The organism is Sorangium sp. So ce1504 (genome assembly GCF_051521635.1).
GTDB lineage: Bacteria > Myxococcota_A > Polyangia > Polyangiales > Polyangiaceae > Sorangium > Sorangium cellulosum_B.
The window spans coordinates 831,609-849,095 of the sequence record NZ_CP150365.1 but is presented as its reverse complement, the minus strand read 5'-3'; the positions used below and the strand labels follow the sequence as shown (position 1 = coordinate 849,095).

The following is a 17,487-nucleotide window of genomic DNA, read 5'->3' as shown; positions in this document are numbered from 1 at the left end:
CGACCGCTCCGGCCGCGCCTGACGACCCGCTGGAGGCGCGCGCTCAGCCCCGGATCAGGTTCGTGGCCGCCTCGGCGGTGAGGTAGCTCTTGCTCTTCATTCCCAGGCGGATCGACGACAGGCTCACGTCCGTCTCGCCCTGGAGCGCGGCGATCGTCAGCGCGTTGTGGCAGTAGATGTTGATGAGCTTCGGGCTACCGCCGCTCCTCGCGTGCAGCAGCTGCTGCGACGCGAGGTCCATCTGGAGCCCCCGCCTGCTCCCTCCGACCGAGCACATCCTGAAGTCGATGTATTCGATCATCTCCTGCTGCGTCATGCCGGGCAAGAGGAGCGACTGAGCGCCGGAGTAGAGCTCGCGCGGCACGCCGTTCGAGGCGAGGGTCGCGGGGAGATCGGGGGCGCCCACCAGGATCATCGAGAGCTTGCCCGCCGGGGCGCAGCGCAGGATGTCATGGAGCTCCATCAGGAGCTCGTGATCCTCCGGATCGACGCCGTCGACGACCAGCACCGCGATCGCGTCCGACCCTGCGCGGAGGAGCGCTTGCCCGAGGAACGCGTCGACGAGAAACTGCTGGCTCAGCGTCGGTGTGATGGCCGTCGCCCCCACCTGCCTGCACAGCGACACGAGCGGCCGCGTCCCGAAGAGCAGCTGCGGCTCGACCGAGAAGACATGGATCCGCGGGACCTTGTTCTTGATCATCTCACAGACGAAGGTCCGGCCGCTCCCCGGCTCGCCCACGAGGATCGCCGGGCGCTGCCCGGCCACGATCTGCGACGCCAGCGTCCTCAGGATCCAGGCATAAGGGCCCGCGTCCCAGAAGAAGCTCGGCTGCCGGATGTCGCTGAACGGATAGCCGGTCAGCCCGAAATGATCACGGTAGCTGTACTGGCCGGTGAAGTGCCCGACGGCGGTCGAGCTGTTCACCAGGATCGTGCCCGTCGGCGTCGCGAGCGGGCCCCTCGGCGGCGCTGGGAGCTCGCTTATCCTCGTATCGGAGAGATCCATGGGCGAGCCGAGCAGCGCGCTCTTCGGCTCCGCCATCTCTCGCGGCCTGACGCTGCTGCGCCGGAGCATCAGCATGTCCTCGAGGAACGCCACGATGTGCCCGGCCGACGGCCGCTCCTGAGGCCTCTTCGCCATGCAGCGGCGCAAGAGCTCCGCGAGGAGCGGGTCGATGTCCGGCATCGCCAGCTTCGGATCCGGGACGGGCGCGTGGCAGTGCGCCTGGAAGCAGCCAGCGAGATCCCGCGCCGAGAAGGGCGTCCTGCCCACGAGCAGGTGGTAGAACGTGCAGCCGAGGCTGTAGATGTCCGACGGAGGCGCGATGTCCTGCCCGGTCCATTGCTCCGGGCTCATGTAGAACGGCGTGCCCTCCAGCGTGCGGGCGGCGCTGCCGCCGAGCGGACCGCTCTCCGGATGGGACGCCAGGCCGAAGTCGGCGATCTTGAGCGTCCCCGACGCATTGAGGAGGAGGTTGGCGGGCTTGACGTCGCGGTGGGAGATGCCGAACGACGCCGCGAGCTCGAGCGCCGCCGCGGCCTCGCGCATCTTCTCGATCCCGAACTGCTCCGGCAGGCGGCCGCCATGCTGCTTGGCCGCCTGCGCCATGGTGAGGCCGTGGACGTACTCCATGGCGATGTAGCGGACGTCCTCGTCCTCGCCGACCTGGAAGATCTGCACCACGTTCGGGTGGAGGAGGCGCGCCGCCGCGCGCGCCTCGCGCAGGAAGCGGTCGCGCCGCTCGGGATCGGTGTCCGCGCTCCCCTTCGCGATCAGCTTCACCGCGACGTCGCGCTGGAGCACGCTGTCCCTGGCCAGGTACACGGCGCCCATCGCGCCGATGCCGAGCAGCTGGATCAGCTGGAAGGGTCCCAGCCACTGTCCCGCCAGGTGGGTCAGCGTACTCGCAGGCTCCGCGATCATCGGGCTCTCATTCCCATCTTGCCATCAAACCCGTGCGCTCGCCGGGCGAATGCGTCGGCTTCCAGTCCACGACCCGCTCACGACCCGCACGAGGAGCTCACAGCTGCCCCGCGTCGCTCCGCGCCCGACCCCGCCCCAGGATGTGTCCCATCGTGAACGCGGAGAGGACGAGGACCGTGACGATGATCGGCACGGCGTAGGTCGCGAGGGACGCGATGTTGGGCACGGCGCCCGCGCCGGCCGCGGCGCCCACGCCCGCCGCAGCCTTGTCGGCGCCACCCACCGTCATCAGGATGGCCGTGGCCATCGAGGCGGCGATCGAGAGCAGGGCGATCGCGAGCCCCGCGGCGAGGCCGCTCGGGCCAGTCGGCTCCAGCACGACAGGCGCCGCGACCGCCGGCGACGTAATCCCGGGCGAGGAGACCGGGACCGTCACCAGCGGACCGTCCAGCTTGACGTGGACGTTGACGACCATGTCCTGGCCCGCCCACGGGATGACGAGCCCCTGCGGGCTCGCGCTCGCGACGGCAGGGGGCGCTGCGGATGCCGGGCGCGCCGCCGCCCGGGACTCCTCGTGGTGGATACCGCTGGTCATCATGGCCTCATGGGCAGGGTTGGTCTGGTAGTGCAGCGTGTCGGCGTCCTCGTCGAGCGGGCCCGGGCGCCTCTTCGCCGGCATCACCTCCGTGACGCTCGACGGCGCCGGCGCGCGCTGCTCCGAGAGGGGCGGCCGCTGCGCGGGCGCCCGCTCCCGCGCGGGCGCGGCGTCGGCCTTGCGACCGCCCCCGCTCGCGACGTGATCTGCGGCCGCCTTCTTCATGACGTCCGCGATCACGCCGTAGACCTCGGTCCATGCCGACTCGACGTCGCGCGTGAAGCCGTCGCCCAGCCCTTCGCGCAGCGTCCAGAGCAGCGCCTCGCCCACCACGTCGTAATGGCGATCGACGACCATGTAGCCGTGGTGCCGCACGCCGAGCGCCTGGAGCACCGGCACGAGCCTGCCCAGGTTGTTCAGCCCATCGACGGCCACGGCGAGCGTCTGCATGAGCTTCTTCTTCTGCTCGGCCATGTCGTTCTTGAACAGCGGCCGCACCGACGGTTCGAGCTCGAAGAGGCGGTCGTAGAAGAGCGCCGCCGCGGCGTCCGAGATGGGCATCACCTTCGCCCACGATCGCTGCACGAGCTCGATGGTGCGCAGGCTGATCGGCGCGCCCGCGGGCGCCGCGGCGGGCGCGGGCGGCGGCGGGTCGCCCTGCCAGGGCGGCACGACCCCGACGAGCGTCCGCGAGGCCTTGGTCGACGAGGGCGGCGGCACCGACTTCGGCATCTGCACCGCCTGCTCCACGGGCGCCGAGCGCTGCGCCGGTTGCTGGGAGCCGATCCGCGGGGCCTCCCTCCCGGCCGGCGCCGGCGAGGGGTGCGCCTGCGCGCCGCCCACGGCCGAGTGGGCCGCGGCGGCCTTCTTCATGACGTCCGAGACCACGCCGTAGACCTCTTTCCACGCGGACTCGACGTCGGCCGAGAAGGAGTCGCCGAGCCCCTCGCGCAGCGTCCAGAGCAGCGCCTCGCCCACCACGTCGTAATGCCGATCGACGACCATATAGCCCTGGTGCCGGACGCCGAGGGCCTGGAGCACCGGCACGAGCTTGGGCAGGTTGTTCAGCCCATCGACGGCCACGGAGAGCGTCTGCATGAGCTTCTTCTTCTGCTCGGCGATATCGTTCTTGAACAGCGGCCGCACCGACGGTTCGAGCGTGAACAGCCGCTCATAGAACAGCGCCGCCGCGGCGTCCGAGATGGGCATCACCTTCGCCCAGGACCACTGCACGAGCTCGATGGTGCGCTGGCTCAGGAGCTCCGGCGGCTGCGCGCTGCGCGCCTTGTTGAGGAACTCGGGCGCGCCGTAGGCCCCCGGCCCTCGCTGGGTGGCAGGCCCCGCAGAGGGCAACGCACGCGCCGCGGGCGCGGTGGCGCTGCGTTGCGGCTTGGCAGCATCCCCCGGCGTCGCGGCGCCGCGCGTGTTGGTCGAGGGTGCGAAGGGATCGTTCGGTTTGGCCATCGTGGTTGTCCGCTGGAGGTTACCGGGAATGCGCCGGTGAGGTGCGCGCCGCGGCGCGCGTGTTCAGAGCACAGGAGCCGCCTCTATCGGCATCCTACATCACGGGGCCGGCGCCTGCCTACGGCGCGGCGAGAGGGCTGCGCCGCCGGCGCGAGACGCCCGTGAAAGCGCGCGCCATGCCCACCAACGCCCGACCAAGGCGCAACGAACGCACGACGAACGCGCACAGATCGCGGCGACCTCGCCGGGGGCGCGGCTGCGCGACGAGCGGACCGAGGCCGCGGATGTGGCGCTGGCGAACCGCACCTGTACCGGCCCCGTAGCGCTGCGCACTTCCCGAGCGACACCGCCGACGGACAGGGCATCGGAGCGGCGGCGCGCCGGAGCCGCAGAGAGCGATTGAGTTCACGCCGTCGACGCTCGATGTTCCAGAAGGGGTGTGCCCCTCATCGCCCTTGCGCTCGAGCCGCTCCGCGCCGCCGCGCTCCGATGGAACGACTGGGACCCAGGGCGCGCGAGGCCGCCGGGACGACCAGGACCTCTCCCGAGAGGCACACACCAAGCGAGCAGGCAAAGCGCGCGACGAGCAGCGCTCGCCTGAAGGGACCGGACGGCGGGATCGCTCAGACCGCCTCTCCGGTCTCACGCTCGGCGTCAGCGGACAGACCCTGAAAACGAAAAACGCGAGGTGGCCTTTCCGGCCAATCCTCGCGTCCTCTTGCTACTTGGGTCGTGGTTGCGCGGGCGGGATTTGAACCCACGACCTTCGGGTTATGAGCCCGACGAGCTACCAGGCTGCTCCACCGCGCGAGAGGGAATCTACTCACGGCCTCGCTCCGGTCAAGGATTCTCTCACGGCCCGGTGTCGATTGTGTCCATTCCCCTTTCCGATGCCTTCCGAGGGCGGCGGCACAGCTCGGCTGCGCTCGAGCGGTCCCTTCGTCCCCCTGCCCCTCAGCCCAGCCAGTCCGGCACGAGCGGCGACGGCGCCGCCGTCGAGATCACCCAGAGCTGGTGCGCCGCGCGCGTCGCCCCGATGTGGAGCAGGTGCCGCGACTCGTCGTCGGCCGAGTAGGTCGACGCGTTCACGTCGACCAGCACCACGTAGTCGTACTCGAGGCCCTTCACCTGCCGGACCTCGGTCACCTCGACGCCGGGGCGGAACGCGAACTCGTAGGCGCGCACGCGCCGGAGGTTCGGGATCTCGGCCATCCTGAGGGCGTCGTAGTAGACGTCCGCCTGTTCGGGGTGGCGCGCCAGGATCGCCAGCGTCGCGCGGGGCTCGCGCGCGAACAGCGGGCGGATCGCGTCGGCCAGGAACGCGACGGCCGCGCCGGCGCTCGGGAAATGGTGGTGCTCGACCGGCGCCCCGCTGCGCGGGGCGAGGGGCGGCGTCGGATCCGCCAGCGGGCCCAGCACCGCGCGGGCGAACGCGAGCACCTCGCGCGTCGAGCGGTACGCGATGCGCAGCGGCTCGACGTCGACCCGCGACAGGCCGAGGTCGTCGAGCGTCGCCCGCCAGTCGCGGAAGCCGGAGTCCATGAAGAGCCGCTGCGCCGTGTCGCCCGCCAGCGTCACGCTGCGCGGCTCGGCCACGACGCCGAGCAGCACCGCGAGGTCGATCGGCGCGAGATCCTGCGCCTCGTCCACGAAGAGGTGCTCGTAGACGAGCACGTTCTTCCCCTTGCGGAGCTCGCCCCGGAGCAGCTGGTACGCCCGCAGGAGGAGCGCGTCGTCCTCGGGGTCGAGCACCGCGCGGTCGTCGCTCGAGACCTCGCGCCCGTCCCCGCCCCGGTCGTCGTCGTCGTCCGCGGGCTCGTCGGCCATCGCCGCCTTGCGCTCGGCGCGGTCGCCGGGGTCGAGGTCGAGCACGGCGGGGCAGCGGTCCGCGCACCAGCGCCACGCGCGCTTCACCTGCTCCGGGCCGAACTCGGGGTCGCCCGCCGCCTCGAAGGCGGCCATCACCCGGTCGAGATCGGTGAGCACGTCCGCCCAGAAAGCGAGGGTGCCGCGCGAGTCGCGCCGCGCCCGCGCGTCGTCCTTGAGCTCCGCCGCGCGCTGCTCGAGGAGGTGGAGCATCGCCGGGTGGGTCTTGTAGCGGGTCACGACCGAGGGCGTGTTCTCCTCGATCGGCGCCTCGAGCCACGGGAACGCGCGCTTCCGGGCCGCGCGCGCCCACTCGGAGAACGTCTCGACCGCGATGCCGCCCAGGCCGAGCGCGGGGAGCGCCTCGCTGATGTACGCGCGGAGCGCGGGGCTGCCGACGATGACGAGCATCTTGTCGGCGGTGAAGCGGCGGCCTCCGTTGTAGGAGAGGAAGGCGAGCCGGTGGACGCCGATCGTCGTCTTGCCGCTGCCGGCGCCGCCCTGGATGACCACGATGCCGGCGTCCGGCTTCGAGATGAGCTCGAACTGCCGCGGGTCGAGGAGCGCCGCGATCTCCGGGAGGTGCCGGTCCTCGCGGGCGTGGAACGCCGCCCCGGTCCCGAGCCCGCCGCGCGCGCCGCCCGCCGCCGCGCGCGCGATGTCGCGCATGTCCTCGGGGCGCACCGCGCTGCCCTGCCCGCCGGAGAGCTCGGTCGCCCGCGTCGCGATCTCGCGGAAGCCGCCCGAGGGCCCGCGCACGAGCGTCCCCTGCGGCGCCGAGATGCGATAGAGCTCGCCGTCGTCGATGGTCACGGTGCGCCGCACGAGCACGGTGCCCTCGACGTCGCGCTCGCCGAAGGTCTCCTCGTACTCCGCGCCCTCCTCGTAGCGGTAGTAGATCTGGCTGACCGGGGCGTGGCGCCAGTCGACGATCCGCACGCCCGCGCTCGCGTCGACGAGCGTCGTGCGCCCGATGAGGACGTCGCGCTCGGGGCGGCCCTTCTCCCGGAGGCGCAGGTGGCCGAAGTAAGGCGACTTCGGATCGACGGGCTCGACGACGTTCTCGTTCCGCCGCGCGGCGATCCCTTGCAGGCGCTCCATCTGCTGCACCAGCGCCGGCACGTCCTCCAGCCGCGCCGCCGCGATCTGATCGCGCAGCGAGAGGAGCTGCTCCTCGTAGTTCTCGGCAGGCGGCGGGCGCGACGGCTTGGTCGCGGCGGCGGCGAGGTGCGCGGTGACGCGGGCGAGCAGCGCCTCCTCCTCGTGCACGATCGCCGCGCCGTGCTCGCTCAGCCCGGCGCCGGGCGCGCCGTCCGCAAACGTGGGAGGCGTGGGCGGCGCGGGCCGGGTGGACGTCGTGATGGTGGCCGAGGACGGCGCGGTGGACTGCTCTCGGGTGGGCGTGGGGCTCGTAGAACGATTCGCGGTCACGGGGATGCCGATGCGATGGTGGATGAGGTGACAGGCTGAGCCGGAGCGTCAGCACGCCAGACATCCGTCGCGGCCCGTTGACGCAGGAGGGTCGGACCTATTGACCGATCCGGCACAGCTCCGCAACCGCCGCGTGGGGCCCCCCACGCTATCCGCGCTTCGGCGCGTTTCCACGGGCCGGCGCGCGCCTCGACGGGGCGGTTCGCGCCTCGGCGTGCGCCTCGACGGGCCGGCGCGCGCCACGCGAGCGCCCTCGGTGCGTAACGTGCCCCGCGTCCGAGGGCGGATCCGCCGCGGGCGGTGGCGTTCTGGATTGAGGTCACGTGGGCGGACGCCGTACAAGGCAGCGATGCAAAACTGCGCGACCCGGTCCGACCGGCTCCTCGAGCTGATCCTCTTCTCGCTGCGCGATCGCGGGGCGCTCTGCGCGCTGGTCCTCGCCGCCTACCGGGTCGAGCTGACCAGCCTGCTCGACCGCGTCTCCTCGGGCTCGATCGGGGACGACGACGATCGGGAGGTCGCGCCGCACGCCCGGGGGGATCGCGCTTCCGGATCTCCGGCGCGCGCCCGCGCCGAGGGGCGCCGTACGGAGGCCCGGATCAGCGAGGAGGACGCGTTCCTCATCTACGATCTCGCCGGGTGCATCGCCGAGGCGGCGGGCGCGGCCCGCCTCCCGGTCGTCCGCCGCGACGCGCTCGCCCTCCGGGAGAAGGCGGCCGAGGTGCACGCCGGCGGCGAGCGCGCTGAGCGGGACATGTTCGCGGCCGGGCTCAGGGTGATCGACCGGATCCTCGACGCGGCCCGCGCGCAGCCCTCGCCGCGGAGCGAGCCCGCGAGCAAGGACCTGAACTGAGCGGAACCGAGCGGGACTGAGCGGGACTGAGCGGAACTGAGCGGGACTGAGCGGGAGCGTGCACGCCGGGCGCTCCATCGATGGCCTGCTCCCTGCACCGGGTGCCGCCGCGGGGCGCTCCGCCTCGGTCCCTGGGGCGGGCTCGCGTCCCGGCGGGTCGCGCTCGCGCCGAAGGACAGCATGAGCACCCCCTGCGCCGGCTCCCTCTCCGCGCCGCGAACACTGCGAAGCCCGCTGTGGCGCGCGGCCTCGAGCGCGCCGATGCGCGTCTCCTTCGCCGGGGGTGGCAGCGACCTGCCCGGCATCGCCCGACAGGACGGCGGGCGCGTCGTGGGCGCCGCGATCGATCTGCGCGTGCGCGTGATCGTCGAGCCGTTCGATCGAGGCTGGGTGCGGCTCGAGCTCGCCGCGCGCGGCGAGGGGCGGGCGGAGCCGCGCCCGACCGAGGGCGCCGGCGGCGCCGGCGGCGCCGGAGGGGCGCGCGTCCTCCTGCGGCGCCGCGCGGATCCTCCGCGCGACGATCTCGCGTTCCGCCTGGTCGAGGCGACGCTCTCCGCGGCGGGCGTGGGCGACGGGGTCGCCCTGCGGGTCGAGAGCGAGACGTCGCCCGGGGCTGGCCTGGGCGGCAGCGCGTCGGTGGCGGTGGCGGCGCTGTTCGCGCTGCGCGCCTCGCTCGGAGAGGCCGTGGCGCCGGAGGCTCTGGCGCGCGAGGCGGTCGCGATCGAGCGCGAGCGCCTGTGCAACGCGTGCGGCGCGCAGGATCAGGTGTTCGCGGCGTTCGGGGGGCTGCTCGATCTCGCCTTCGACGCCGGCGGCTGCTCGGGGGTGCGTCCGCTCGCGATCGGCTGCCCGGACCTCGTGCCCGCGCTCTCGGCGGGGCTGCTGCTCGTGGACACGGAGGTGCGGCGCGTGTCGGGCGAGGTGCTGGATCGGATGGACTCCGGCTCGGCGTGCGACGCGAAGGGCGAGCTCGTGGCGGCGGCCGGCGAGGTCGCGCGCGGCTTCGAGATCGGCTCGCTCTCGCTGGTGCTCTCGGGCATGCGCCGGGGCGCGGCCGCGAAGGTGCGCCTCTCGAGGGCGGCGAGCGCGCTCGCGCTTTCCCTGGAGCGGCGGCTCGACGGCCTCGGGGTCGAGGTCCTCCGGGTGTGCGGCGCAGGCGGCGGCGGGCACATCCTCGTGTGGGCGCCCGCCGAGCGCCACGCGCGCATCCTCGAGGCGCTCGGCCCGCGCCTCGTGCGGCGGCCCGCGCTCGGCGCCCCCGGCGTGCGGCTCGACGGGGGCTGACGCGGGCTGACGGCCGCCGCGCGGCGCTAGGCGCTCGTCCTGAGGCGGGCCTTCCGCGCGCCGCGCTCGAGCGCGAGCCCGATGAGGCGCTCGATCAGCTTGCGCGCGGGGATGCCGCTCGCCTCCCAGAGCTTCGGGTACATCGAGATCGCCGTGAAGCCGGGGATGGTGTTGATCTCGTTCACGTAGAGCGCGCGATCGGGCGAGAGGAAGAGGTCGACGCGGGCCATCCCCGACGCCTCCAGCGCGCGGAACGCGCGGAGCGCGACCAGCTGCACGGCGTTCGCCTCGGCCGGGGAGAGGTCGGCCGGGATCCGGATCGTGGCGCCGTCGGCGTCGATGTACTTCGCGGCGTAGGAGTAGAAGCCGTCGGCGTGCCCGACCACGATCTCGCCGGGCACGGAGGCGATGGGGTCGTCGTCGCCGAGCACGGAGCACTCGATCTCGCGCACCCCCTCGATGCCCTGCTCGCAGACGATCTTCAGGTCGAACTCGAAGGCGTGCTCGACGGCCGCCTCGATCTCGGAGCGCGCCTTGACGCGCCGGACCCCGACGGACGACCCGAGGTTCGCGGGCTTGACGAAGATCGGCCCGAAGCCGGCGCTGCCGGCGGAGAGGGCGGCGATCTGCTCGATGCACGCGCCGCGATCGCGGTCCCACGCGGCCCGGCGGAGCGTGACGTGGGGGACGATCGGGATCTCCGCCTCGCGGAGCAGGCGCTTCATCACGTCCTTGTCCATCCCCACGGCGGAGCCGAGCACGCCGGAGCCGACGTACGGGACGCCGGCGAGCTCGAGGAGGCCCTGGACGCAGCCGTCCTCCCCCGTGGGCCCGTGCAGGACGGGGAAGACGACGTCGATCGGGGAGCGCGCGCCGCCCGGCACGGTCAGCGTGGCCTCGCCGGAGGGCCCCGGGTGGGCGTCGAGGGCGATCTCCGGCATCGCCTCGTTCAGCCGGGCGAGGCGGGGGTCGCGCGCGGCGCTGAGGAGCAGCGCCTCTTCCTGGAGCAGCCAGCGGCCGGACTTGTCGATGCCGATGAGCACCGGCTCGAAGCGGTCGCGGTCGAGCGCCTCGACGACGAAGCGGGCGGACAGGAGGGAGATCTCGTGCTCGGCCGAGCGGCCGCCGAAGAGGACGGCGACGCGCACCTTGGCGGGGTTCCGCATGGCGGCACCCTAGCCGCGATCGCGCGCGGGGGTGAAGAAGCCGGCGGCTCGAGCGACCCGAGCGACTCGAGCGACTCGAAGAAGACGGCTACTCGGAGAGGACGCGGAACGACGTGCGGACGGTCGCCATCGCCACGCGCGCGACGTGGCCGTCGGCGAGCTCGACGTCGACGGCGGTGAGCTGGCCCTGGCGCTCGATCAGCCTGGCCACGCTCACCCTGGAGCCCCGGGCGACCTCGGCGCGCGCGACCTTGACGTCCGCGAGCGCCTCCAGCTGAGCGCCGACGGCGATGCCGTTCGCCACCTTTGCCGGCGTCTCCTCGGTCGCCCTCGCCGCTCCGGCGGGGACGACCACGGCGAGCGCCGCGACGACCGCAACGATGAGGCCGCCCGTCGTGCTCCTTCGACTGCAGGTGAGCATCGAGCCCGATTCTACGCGGAAGGAGAGCGATGTCACCTGCGTTGTCACCAGATCGGGTGGTCCGTCCAGGAGGGCCCCTGCGACGACATCGAGCGCGCCTGTCGGCACAGAACGCAGAGGCGCATCGTCCCCTTGGGGCGGCCCGCTGGAGCGGGCACCCCGGGCGGGCGCTCCGCGCGCTGGCGCCGCGGCCGCGCCGGCGAGCTCCGCGACGCGACATCGAGCTCGGCAAAAAGGGTCCCAATGTGCGGTCCTCGCCCGTGTCCGATAAAGGCGAGGAGGCATGATGAAGTCGCGATCGCTTATTTCAGTCACAGCCGCGCTGCTGTTTCTCTGCGTCTCGATCTCCGAGGCCGCTGCGCAGGACAAGACACCGACCAAGCAAGAGAATTACAGCTACACGTTCACCGACGATCTGCTGGATGCCTCGAACAGCTCCGCGACCGGCGCCATGCTCCAGGTCCGACAGCCCGGGCGCCGCGACAGGCTGCTCCGGCCGAGACTCCACTTCATCCCGGAGATGCTCAAGTCGGTCGAAACGATGTGATGGGCCGACTCGCCTCGTCGGCCGCGGGGGGGGGTCGGGTAAGGTGAGCGAGAGACTTCGTCCCCGCGCACGCGGGGTCAACTCCCACGAACACCGCGGCATCGATATCCTCGGGAGGACGCGCGAGCGACGCGCGACGTCGGGATGACATCGAGCGCTCTTCGCTGAACGCGACACCTCGCCCTGGTAACACTTCTGACCGGGAGCCTGAGAGCGGAGCGACCCGTAAGGTGCTGCGCATGTCCCTGCTTTGCCCTGGAGCGATTCAGCGTACAAGGCGCGGCGACATGGCGTATCAGATGAAGTATCCGACGCGGGGAGGCGATGCGTCGGGACAAGCATCAAGGGTGACAGCGAGCCCAACCACGCAGGATCGCCACAGCCATCTGCGCAGCTCGCCTGCTCGGCAAAAGGATTGCAACCCCGATTTCCGAGAGTCGTTGTTCTGTGGGGTGGTCCACCAACAGAGCCGTGGCGTTTCTCCCGAATCCCGGATACGACCTCGACATGCTCTCGAGGACTGGAGAACCCATCGAGGTTTCAGGGGTCACGCTGGACGTGCTCGTCCATCAAGGGATCGAAACGGCTCTGTATCGAGGTCGTCGTCGCGGAGACGGTGCGCCCGTCGCCGTCAAGGTCACACAGAGCGATTACCCGACCTTCCGCCACCTCGCCCGGCTCCGGCGGGAGCACGCGATCTTGCGCGATCTCTCCATGCCGGGTGTGCCGCGGGCGCTCGACCTCCTCCCGCATGGCCGCGGCCTCGCGTTCGTGCTCGAGGACCTCGGCCCGACAAGCCTCGCCGATTTGATCGCGAGGCGCGGGCGCCTCGAGGCGAAGACGACGCTGCGCATCGTGGCGCCGCTCGTGCGCACGCTCGACACGCTCCACCGGCGGCATATCATCCACAAGGACATCAAGCCGCGCAACGTGATGATCGACGAGGCGACGCTCTCGCCGCGCCTGATCGATTTCGGCATCGCCGCCCGCCTGGCCCAGGAGACCCAGGAGGCTTCGGCGATGGAGGGGCTGGAGGGGACGCCTGCGTACATCGCGCCGGAGCAGACGGGCCGGATGAATCGACCTGTCGACCGGCGCTCGGACCTGTATTCGCTCGGCGTGACGCTCTACCACATGCTGACCGGAGCCACGCCGTTCCAGGCCGCGGACGCGACGGAGGCGATTCACGCGCACCTGACGCGGGTGCCGGCGCCGCCGCACGCGGTCGTCAAGGACGTGCCGCGCGGCCTGTCCAACGTCGTGATGAGGCTCCTGGCGAAGGCCCCGGAAGATCGCTACCAGAGCGCGAGGGGGCTCCTTTCGGATCTGGAAGAGTGCCAGCGGCTGCTCGATGCGAGCGGGACCGTGGAGCCGTTCCCGCTGGGCCGGGACGACCTGGTGGAGGACGTCGTGTTGCCCGATCGGCTCGTGGGTCGCGAGGCCGAGCTCGGCGCGCTCAAGGCCGCGCTCGATCGAGCGCGTTCCGGCGCGGCCGCCCTCTCGCTCGTGGTGGGCCCGCCCGGCATCGGCAAGTCGGCGCTCGTGCGCGAGCTCTGTGCGACCCAGGCGCGCGAAGCGTACTTCGCCCCCGGCAAATTCGACGCGATGGCGAGGAGCATGCCGCTCTCGGCCTTCTCGCAGGTGATCCGCGCGCTCGTGCGGCAAGCGTTGGCCGAGCCGCCCGACACCCTCCTGGCGAAGAAGCACGCCATCCAGGCCGCGCTCGGCCAGTACGGGCGGGTCGTGACCGACCTCTGCCCGGATCTCGAGCTCGTGATCGGGCCGCAGCCGGAGCTACCGGCAACCAGCGCGAGCGAGGCGAAGAACCGCGTGGCGCTCCTGATCCGGCGCTTCCTGTCCGTCTTTTCGCGTGAGGACGCCCCGCTGGTCATGTTCTTCGACGACCTGCAGTGGGCAGACCTGGCGTCGCTCGACCTGCTCGGCCGCCTGCTCATGGATATGGATGCGCGCCACCTGTGCGTGGTCGGCGCCTACCGCGACGAGGAGGTGGACGCCGCGCACCCGCTCACCGCGACGATAGGCACGCTGCGCGAGGCGGGGATCGAGCCATTCAAGCTCACGCTGGGGCCGCTGCCGCCCGCGGCAGTGACGGAGATCGTGGCCGAGGCGCTGCATGCGGACCTCGGGCGAGCCGAGCCGCTCGCGGCCCTGATCCGGGACAAGACGCACTCGAATCCGCTCTTCCTCGGCCAGTTCTTGCGTGAGCTAGAGAGCGACGGGCTGCTCCGCTTCGACCCCGAGGCGCGCGGGTTCGTCTGGGACCTCACGCGCGTCAAGGGCGCGATGGTCACCGACAACGTGCTCGCGCTGATGGCGCGCAAGATCGAGCGGCTCGCGCCCGCGACGCGCCGCGCCCTGATGTGCGCGTCGTGCATCGGCCCGTCGTTCGATCTCCGCACGCTCGCGACGATCGTCGAGAAATCGCCCGGGGCCGTCGCCGCGGATCTGCGGGAGGCGCTGCGCGAGGGGCTGGTCCAGCCGCTCGGCGGCAACTACCGGCTCCTCGAAGAGGCCGGGGACGCGCTCGAGCCGACGGACGTCGCGGTCCCGTACCGTTTCCTGCACGACCGGGTGAAGGAGGCCTGCTACGCGCTCGTGCCCGAGGCGGAGCGGCCGGCGGTGCACCTCGCCATCGGCCGGCTGCTCATGGCGCGCGGCGGCGGAGCCCGGGGCACAGCCGGCTTGTCCGGCTCGTCCGGCGGCGCCTCGGATGTCAGCGGGCAGGTGCCGGACGAGGACCTGCTCGAGGTCGTGCGCCACCTGAACCTGGGCGCGCGGGAAATCACGGACGAGACCGAGCGCATGGACATCGCACGGCTCGATCTACGCGCCGGCCGGCGGGCCATGGCCGCCACGGCCTTCGAGGCGGCGGCGAGCCTCTTCGCGGCGGGCCGGGCGCTCGCGTCGGAGAAGGGGTTTTCGCGCGATCACAAGGCGTGCTTCGCGCTCTGGCTCGAGGGGGCCGAGGCGGAATACCTCATCGGCGCGTTCGAGGAGGAGGAGGCGCTCACGGCCGCCGCGCTCGCGCGGGCGGAGAGCGCGAGCGAGCGCGCGAGCGTGCACAGCGTCCGCGCCCGGGCCCTGACCACGCGGGGTCGGTTTGCCGACGCGGTGCGCGCGGGGCTCTCAGGGCTCGCGGAGCTCGGCGTGACGATGCCCGAGGAGCCGGCCGCGCAACAGGCGGCCTTCATGCAGGGCGTGGGAGACGTGGATCGATTGCTCGCGGGCCGCTCCATCGAGGCGCTCGCCCACGCTTCGGTGACCGAGGATCCGGAGGATCGGCAGATCTTCACGCTGATGGCGGAGATCTGGCTGCCCGTGTACTTCGTGAGCAAGGCGCTGTTCGGGCTGGTGATCGTCGAGCAAGTGCGCCGCTCGCTCGCGCGTGGCCAGTCCGAGACCAGCGCGCTTCCGTACGCAGGCTATAGCCTCATCCTATGCGTGATGATGGGGCGGCACGCCGAGGGGCACGCGTTCGGCCGGCTCGCGGTCTCGCTGTGTGAGCGATGGAAGAGCCCGACCATCGCCGCGCGCGTGCACGTCACGTGGGCCACCGCGCTCTACGTGTGCGAGCCGCTCCGCAACGCGGTCGATCACGCGTTGCGGTCGCGGGACGCCGCGCTGGAGGCCGGGGACAATCTCTACCTCGCGATCAACCTGGGCTACTGCCTGCTGCAGTGGCTCATCGCCTCGGGCGTTCCGCTCGAGGAGGTCAAGGCCGAGGCCGACCGGTCCGCCGTCTTGGCGCGACGAACGAAGGACCCGGTCGCGATCGCGGCCGTCACCGTGTCGCGGCAGCTGGTCGCCTGTCTGACCGGACAGACCCGGAGCCGGACGAGCCTGGACAGCGACGGCGTGGTGCTCAGCGAGGAGCTCGCGGCGCTCAACGAGAAGGAGCACGCGATCGCCTTCTATTACAAGCATGTGTACCTCCTCCTCCTGCACGTGCTCTACGGCGAGCACGAAGCCGCGCTCGAGGCGGCTGCGGACGCGGCGCGGTTCGCCGCGGACATGACGGGCCTCTACTGGCCGGGGAACGCGGCCTTCCTCGAGGCCCTGACCCGGGCCGGGCTTGCGCGCGAGGCCGCGGATCTCGAGGCGCGGAAGGAGCACGAGGCCGCCATCACACCGCTGAGGGCCCAGCTCGAGGCGCTCGCCCGGAGCTGTCCGAGCAACTTCCAGCACAAGCTCGCGCTCCTCGACGCAGAGCTCGGCGCGCTACGGGGCGAGCGTTGGGAGGCGATCGAGCAGTACGACCATGCCATCGAGCTGGCGCGCGAGCATGAGTATGCGCAGGACGAGGCGATCGCGAACGAGCGGTGCGGCCGGTTCCTGCTCTCGCTCGGCCGCGAACGGGCCGCCCAGGGGTACCTCGCCGACGCCTTCCGTGGTCATTTGCACTGGGGCGCGACGGCCAAGGCCGAGGCGCTCCTCTTCGAGTTCCCCGGCCTCTCCGCGCGTATCAGCAGGCGCGACGCAAGCTCGCAGAGCAGCACGTCGGAGTCGGCGACGTCCCAGACGACGCTCCTCGGTCGGGCCACGATGGGGAGCCTGCGCGACGCCGCGCTCGTGCTGCGCGCGGTGCAGATGATCGCGGGCGAGGTCGTGCTCTCCCGGGTGGTGAGCCGCCTCATGCAGATCGTGCTCGAGAACTCGGGGGCGGAGCGAGGCATCCTGCTCCTCTCGCGTGACGACCGGCTCTTCGTCGAAGCGGCCTTCCGGGCCTCGCCGGAGTCGATCGAGGTGGGGCAGAGGCGGCTGCTCGAGGACGAGCCGGAGCTCGCGCGGCAGGCGGTGCTCTACGCGTGGCGCACGCGGGAGGCGCTGGTGCTCGACGACGCGGCGGGCGACTCACGCTTCGCGTCGGACCCGTACCTCGCGGAGCGCAAGACGCGCTCGATCCTCTGCATGCCGGTGAGCAGCCAGGGGCGCACGGCGGGGATGCTGTATCTCGAGAACAACGCGACCGCGGGGGTGTTCACCGCGGTGCGGGTGGAGCTCCTCGGGCTCCTCTCGTCACAGGCATCGATCACCATCGAGAACGCGCTGCTCCTCGAACGGATCCAGGAGGCGAACGAGGAAGCCCACCTCGCGAACGCCCGGCTCGAGCGCGAAGTCGAGCAGCGGACACGCGAGCTCGCGCGCTCGAATGCCGAGCTCGCGCGCGAGCTCGAAGACCGGACGCGCGCCGAGGCGGAGCGCGCCGCGCTCCAGGAGCAGGTGGTGGAGGCGCAGAAGGCCCGACTCTCGGAGCTCATGGCGCCGCTGATGCCGATCAGCGAGGACGTGCTGGTGATGCCGATCATCGGCACGGTGGAGGCGGAGCGGGCGGCGCAGATCATGGAGGTGGCGCTCACGGGAGCGCAGCAGACCGGCGCGCGGGCGCTGATCCTGGACATCACCGGGATGCGGTACGTCGACACGGCCGTCGTGAGCGCGCTCGTGTCGGTGGCGAACGCGCTGCGCCTGCTCGGCACCGAGCCGCTGTTCACCGGCATACGACCCGAGGTGGCGCGGACGATGGTGGAGCTCGGCGTGGATCTCCAAGCGATGACGACGCTGTCGACGCTTCGGGCGGGTATCGCGCGCGCACTTTCGGGGTCGGCGATTCCAAGGAGGGGCGAGGGCTCCGGCCCGCGCGCTCAGTTCATTCACACCAGGATCGGCGGGTGACCCGGGGCTTGTTGCTCGCCGTGGTCAACAAGGCTCCCACGGCATCACCGGCGACGACTCCTTCCAGGCCCTGAAGCGCACGGACGGCACCGCCTCGGGCATCCTGACGCTCCCGGCGCTGCTCGCCGTCCAGGCGAAGCCCGCAGAGAGCTCGCCGACCTTCAGCCGCCGCAAGCTCGCCGGCGCCCGACAGACCGCGACGGGAGGACGCGTGGACCTGCCCGTCGTCGACAAGCGTCATC

The 17,487-nt window shown here is 72.0% G+C and carries 9 protein-coding genes and 1 tRNA gene; 4 read left to right on the top strand and 6 right to left on the bottom strand.

The features are described 5' to 3' along the window. Positions 1-43: 43 nt before the first annotated feature. The 4 genes from WMF39_RS03165 to WMF39_RS03150 form a co-directional block, all read right to left on the bottom strand. On the bottom strand, positions 44-1,924 hold the full coding sequence (locus tag WMF39_RS03165; protein ID WP_437744073.1) for a protein kinase domain-containing protein: 1,881 nt from the start codon (positions 1,922-1,924) through the stop codon (positions 44-46). Positions 1,925-2,021: 97 nt separating this feature from the next. Continuing rightward, positions 2,022-3,983: a globin family protein gene (locus WMF39_RS03160; RefSeq protein ID WP_437744072.1), complete on the bottom strand. Its 1,962-nt coding sequence runs from the start codon at positions 3,981-3,983 to the stop codon at positions 2,022-2,024. Between the two features lie 733 nt (positions 3,984-4,716). Further along, a tRNA-Met gene (locus WMF39_RS03155) sits at positions 4,717-4,793 on the bottom strand. Positions 4,794-4,937: 144 nt separating this feature from the next. Continuing rightward, positions 4,938-7,280: an ATP-binding domain-containing protein gene (locus WMF39_RS03150; protein ID WP_437744071.1), complete on the bottom strand. Its 2,343-nt coding sequence runs from the start codon at positions 7,278-7,280 to the stop codon at positions 4,938-4,940. Between the two features lie 349 nt (positions 7,281-7,629). Here WMF39_RS03150 and WMF39_RS03145 point away from each other — a divergent pair, with 349 nt between their 5' ends. After that, a complete protein-coding gene (locus WMF39_RS03145; protein ID WP_437744070.1) occupies positions 7,630-8,133 on the top strand; it encodes a hypothetical protein in 504 nt (167 codons plus the stop codon). A 261-nt stretch (positions 8,134-8,394) separates the two neighbouring features. Further along, on the top strand, positions 8,395-9,417 hold the full coding sequence (locus tag WMF39_RS03140; protein ID WP_437744069.1) for a GHMP family kinase ATP-binding protein: 1,023 nt from the start codon (positions 8,395-8,397) through the stop codon (positions 9,415-9,417). A gap of 26 nt (positions 9,418-9,443) precedes the next feature. Here WMF39_RS03140 and WMF39_RS03135 read toward each other — a convergent pair whose 3' ends face one another. Together WMF39_RS03135 and WMF39_RS03130 are read right to left on the bottom strand one after the other, a co-directional pair. Next, on the bottom strand, positions 9,444-10,583 hold the full coding sequence (locus tag WMF39_RS03135; RefSeq protein WP_437744068.1) for a D-alanine--D-alanine ligase family protein: 1,140 nt from the start codon (positions 10,581-10,583) through the stop codon (positions 9,444-9,446). Between the two features lie 88 nt (positions 10,584-10,671). After that, positions 10,672-11,004, bottom strand: coding sequence for a hypothetical protein (locus WMF39_RS03130; protein WP_437744067.1), 333 nt, complete (start codon positions 11,002-11,004; stop codon positions 10,672-10,674). Positions 11,005-11,290: 286 nt separating this feature from the next. On the opposite strand from WMF39_RS03130, the gene WMF39_RS03125 reads away from it, so the two are divergent. Both WMF39_RS03125 and WMF39_RS03120 read left to right on the top strand, forming a co-directional pair. Then, positions 11,291-11,551, top strand: a complete 261-nt coding sequence (locus WMF39_RS03125; RefSeq protein ID WP_437744066.1) for a hypothetical protein — start codon at positions 11,291-11,293, stop codon at positions 11,549-11,551. Positions 11,552-12,058: 507 nt separating this feature from the next. Continuing rightward, positions 12,059-17,245, top strand: a complete 5,187-nt coding sequence (locus WMF39_RS03120) for a protein kinase domain-containing protein (RefSeq protein ID WP_437744065.1) — start codon at positions 12,059-12,061, stop codon at positions 17,243-17,245. The last annotated feature ends 242 nt before the right edge of the window (positions 17,246-17,487 follow it).

Bases quoted from the DNA above. Each gene is read 5' to 3' on its own strand.
- WMF39_RS03165 (WP_437744073.1), bottom strand. From the start codon at position 1,924: ATGATCGCGGAGCCTGCGAGTACGCTGACCCACCTGGCGGGACAGTGG.
- WMF39_RS03160 (WP_437744072.1), bottom strand. From the start codon at position 3,983: ATGGCCAAACCGAACGATCCCTTCGCACCCTCGACCAACACGCGCGGC.
- WMF39_RS03145 (WP_437744070.1), top strand. From the start codon at position 7,630: ATGCAAAACTGCGCGACCCGGTCCGACCGGCTCCTCGAGCTGATCCTC.
- WMF39_RS03140 (WP_437744069.1), top strand. From the start codon at position 8,395: ATGCGCGTCTCCTTCGCCGGGGGTGGCAGCGACCTGCCCGGCATCGCC.
- WMF39_RS03135 (WP_437744068.1), bottom strand. From the start codon at position 10,583: ATGCGGAACCCCGCCAAGGTGCGCGTCGCCGTCCTCTTCGGCGGCCGC.
- WMF39_RS03130 (WP_437744067.1), bottom strand. From the start codon at position 11,004: ATGCTCACCTGCAGTCGAAGGAGCACGACGGGCGGCCTCATCGTTGCG.
- WMF39_RS03125 (WP_437744066.1), top strand. From the start codon at position 11,291: ATGAAGTCGCGATCGCTTATTTCAGTCACAGCCGCGCTGCTGTTTCTC.
- WMF39_RS03120 (WP_437744065.1), top strand. From the start codon at position 12,059: ATGCTCTCGAGGACTGGAGAACCCATCGAGGTTTCAGGGGTCACGCTG.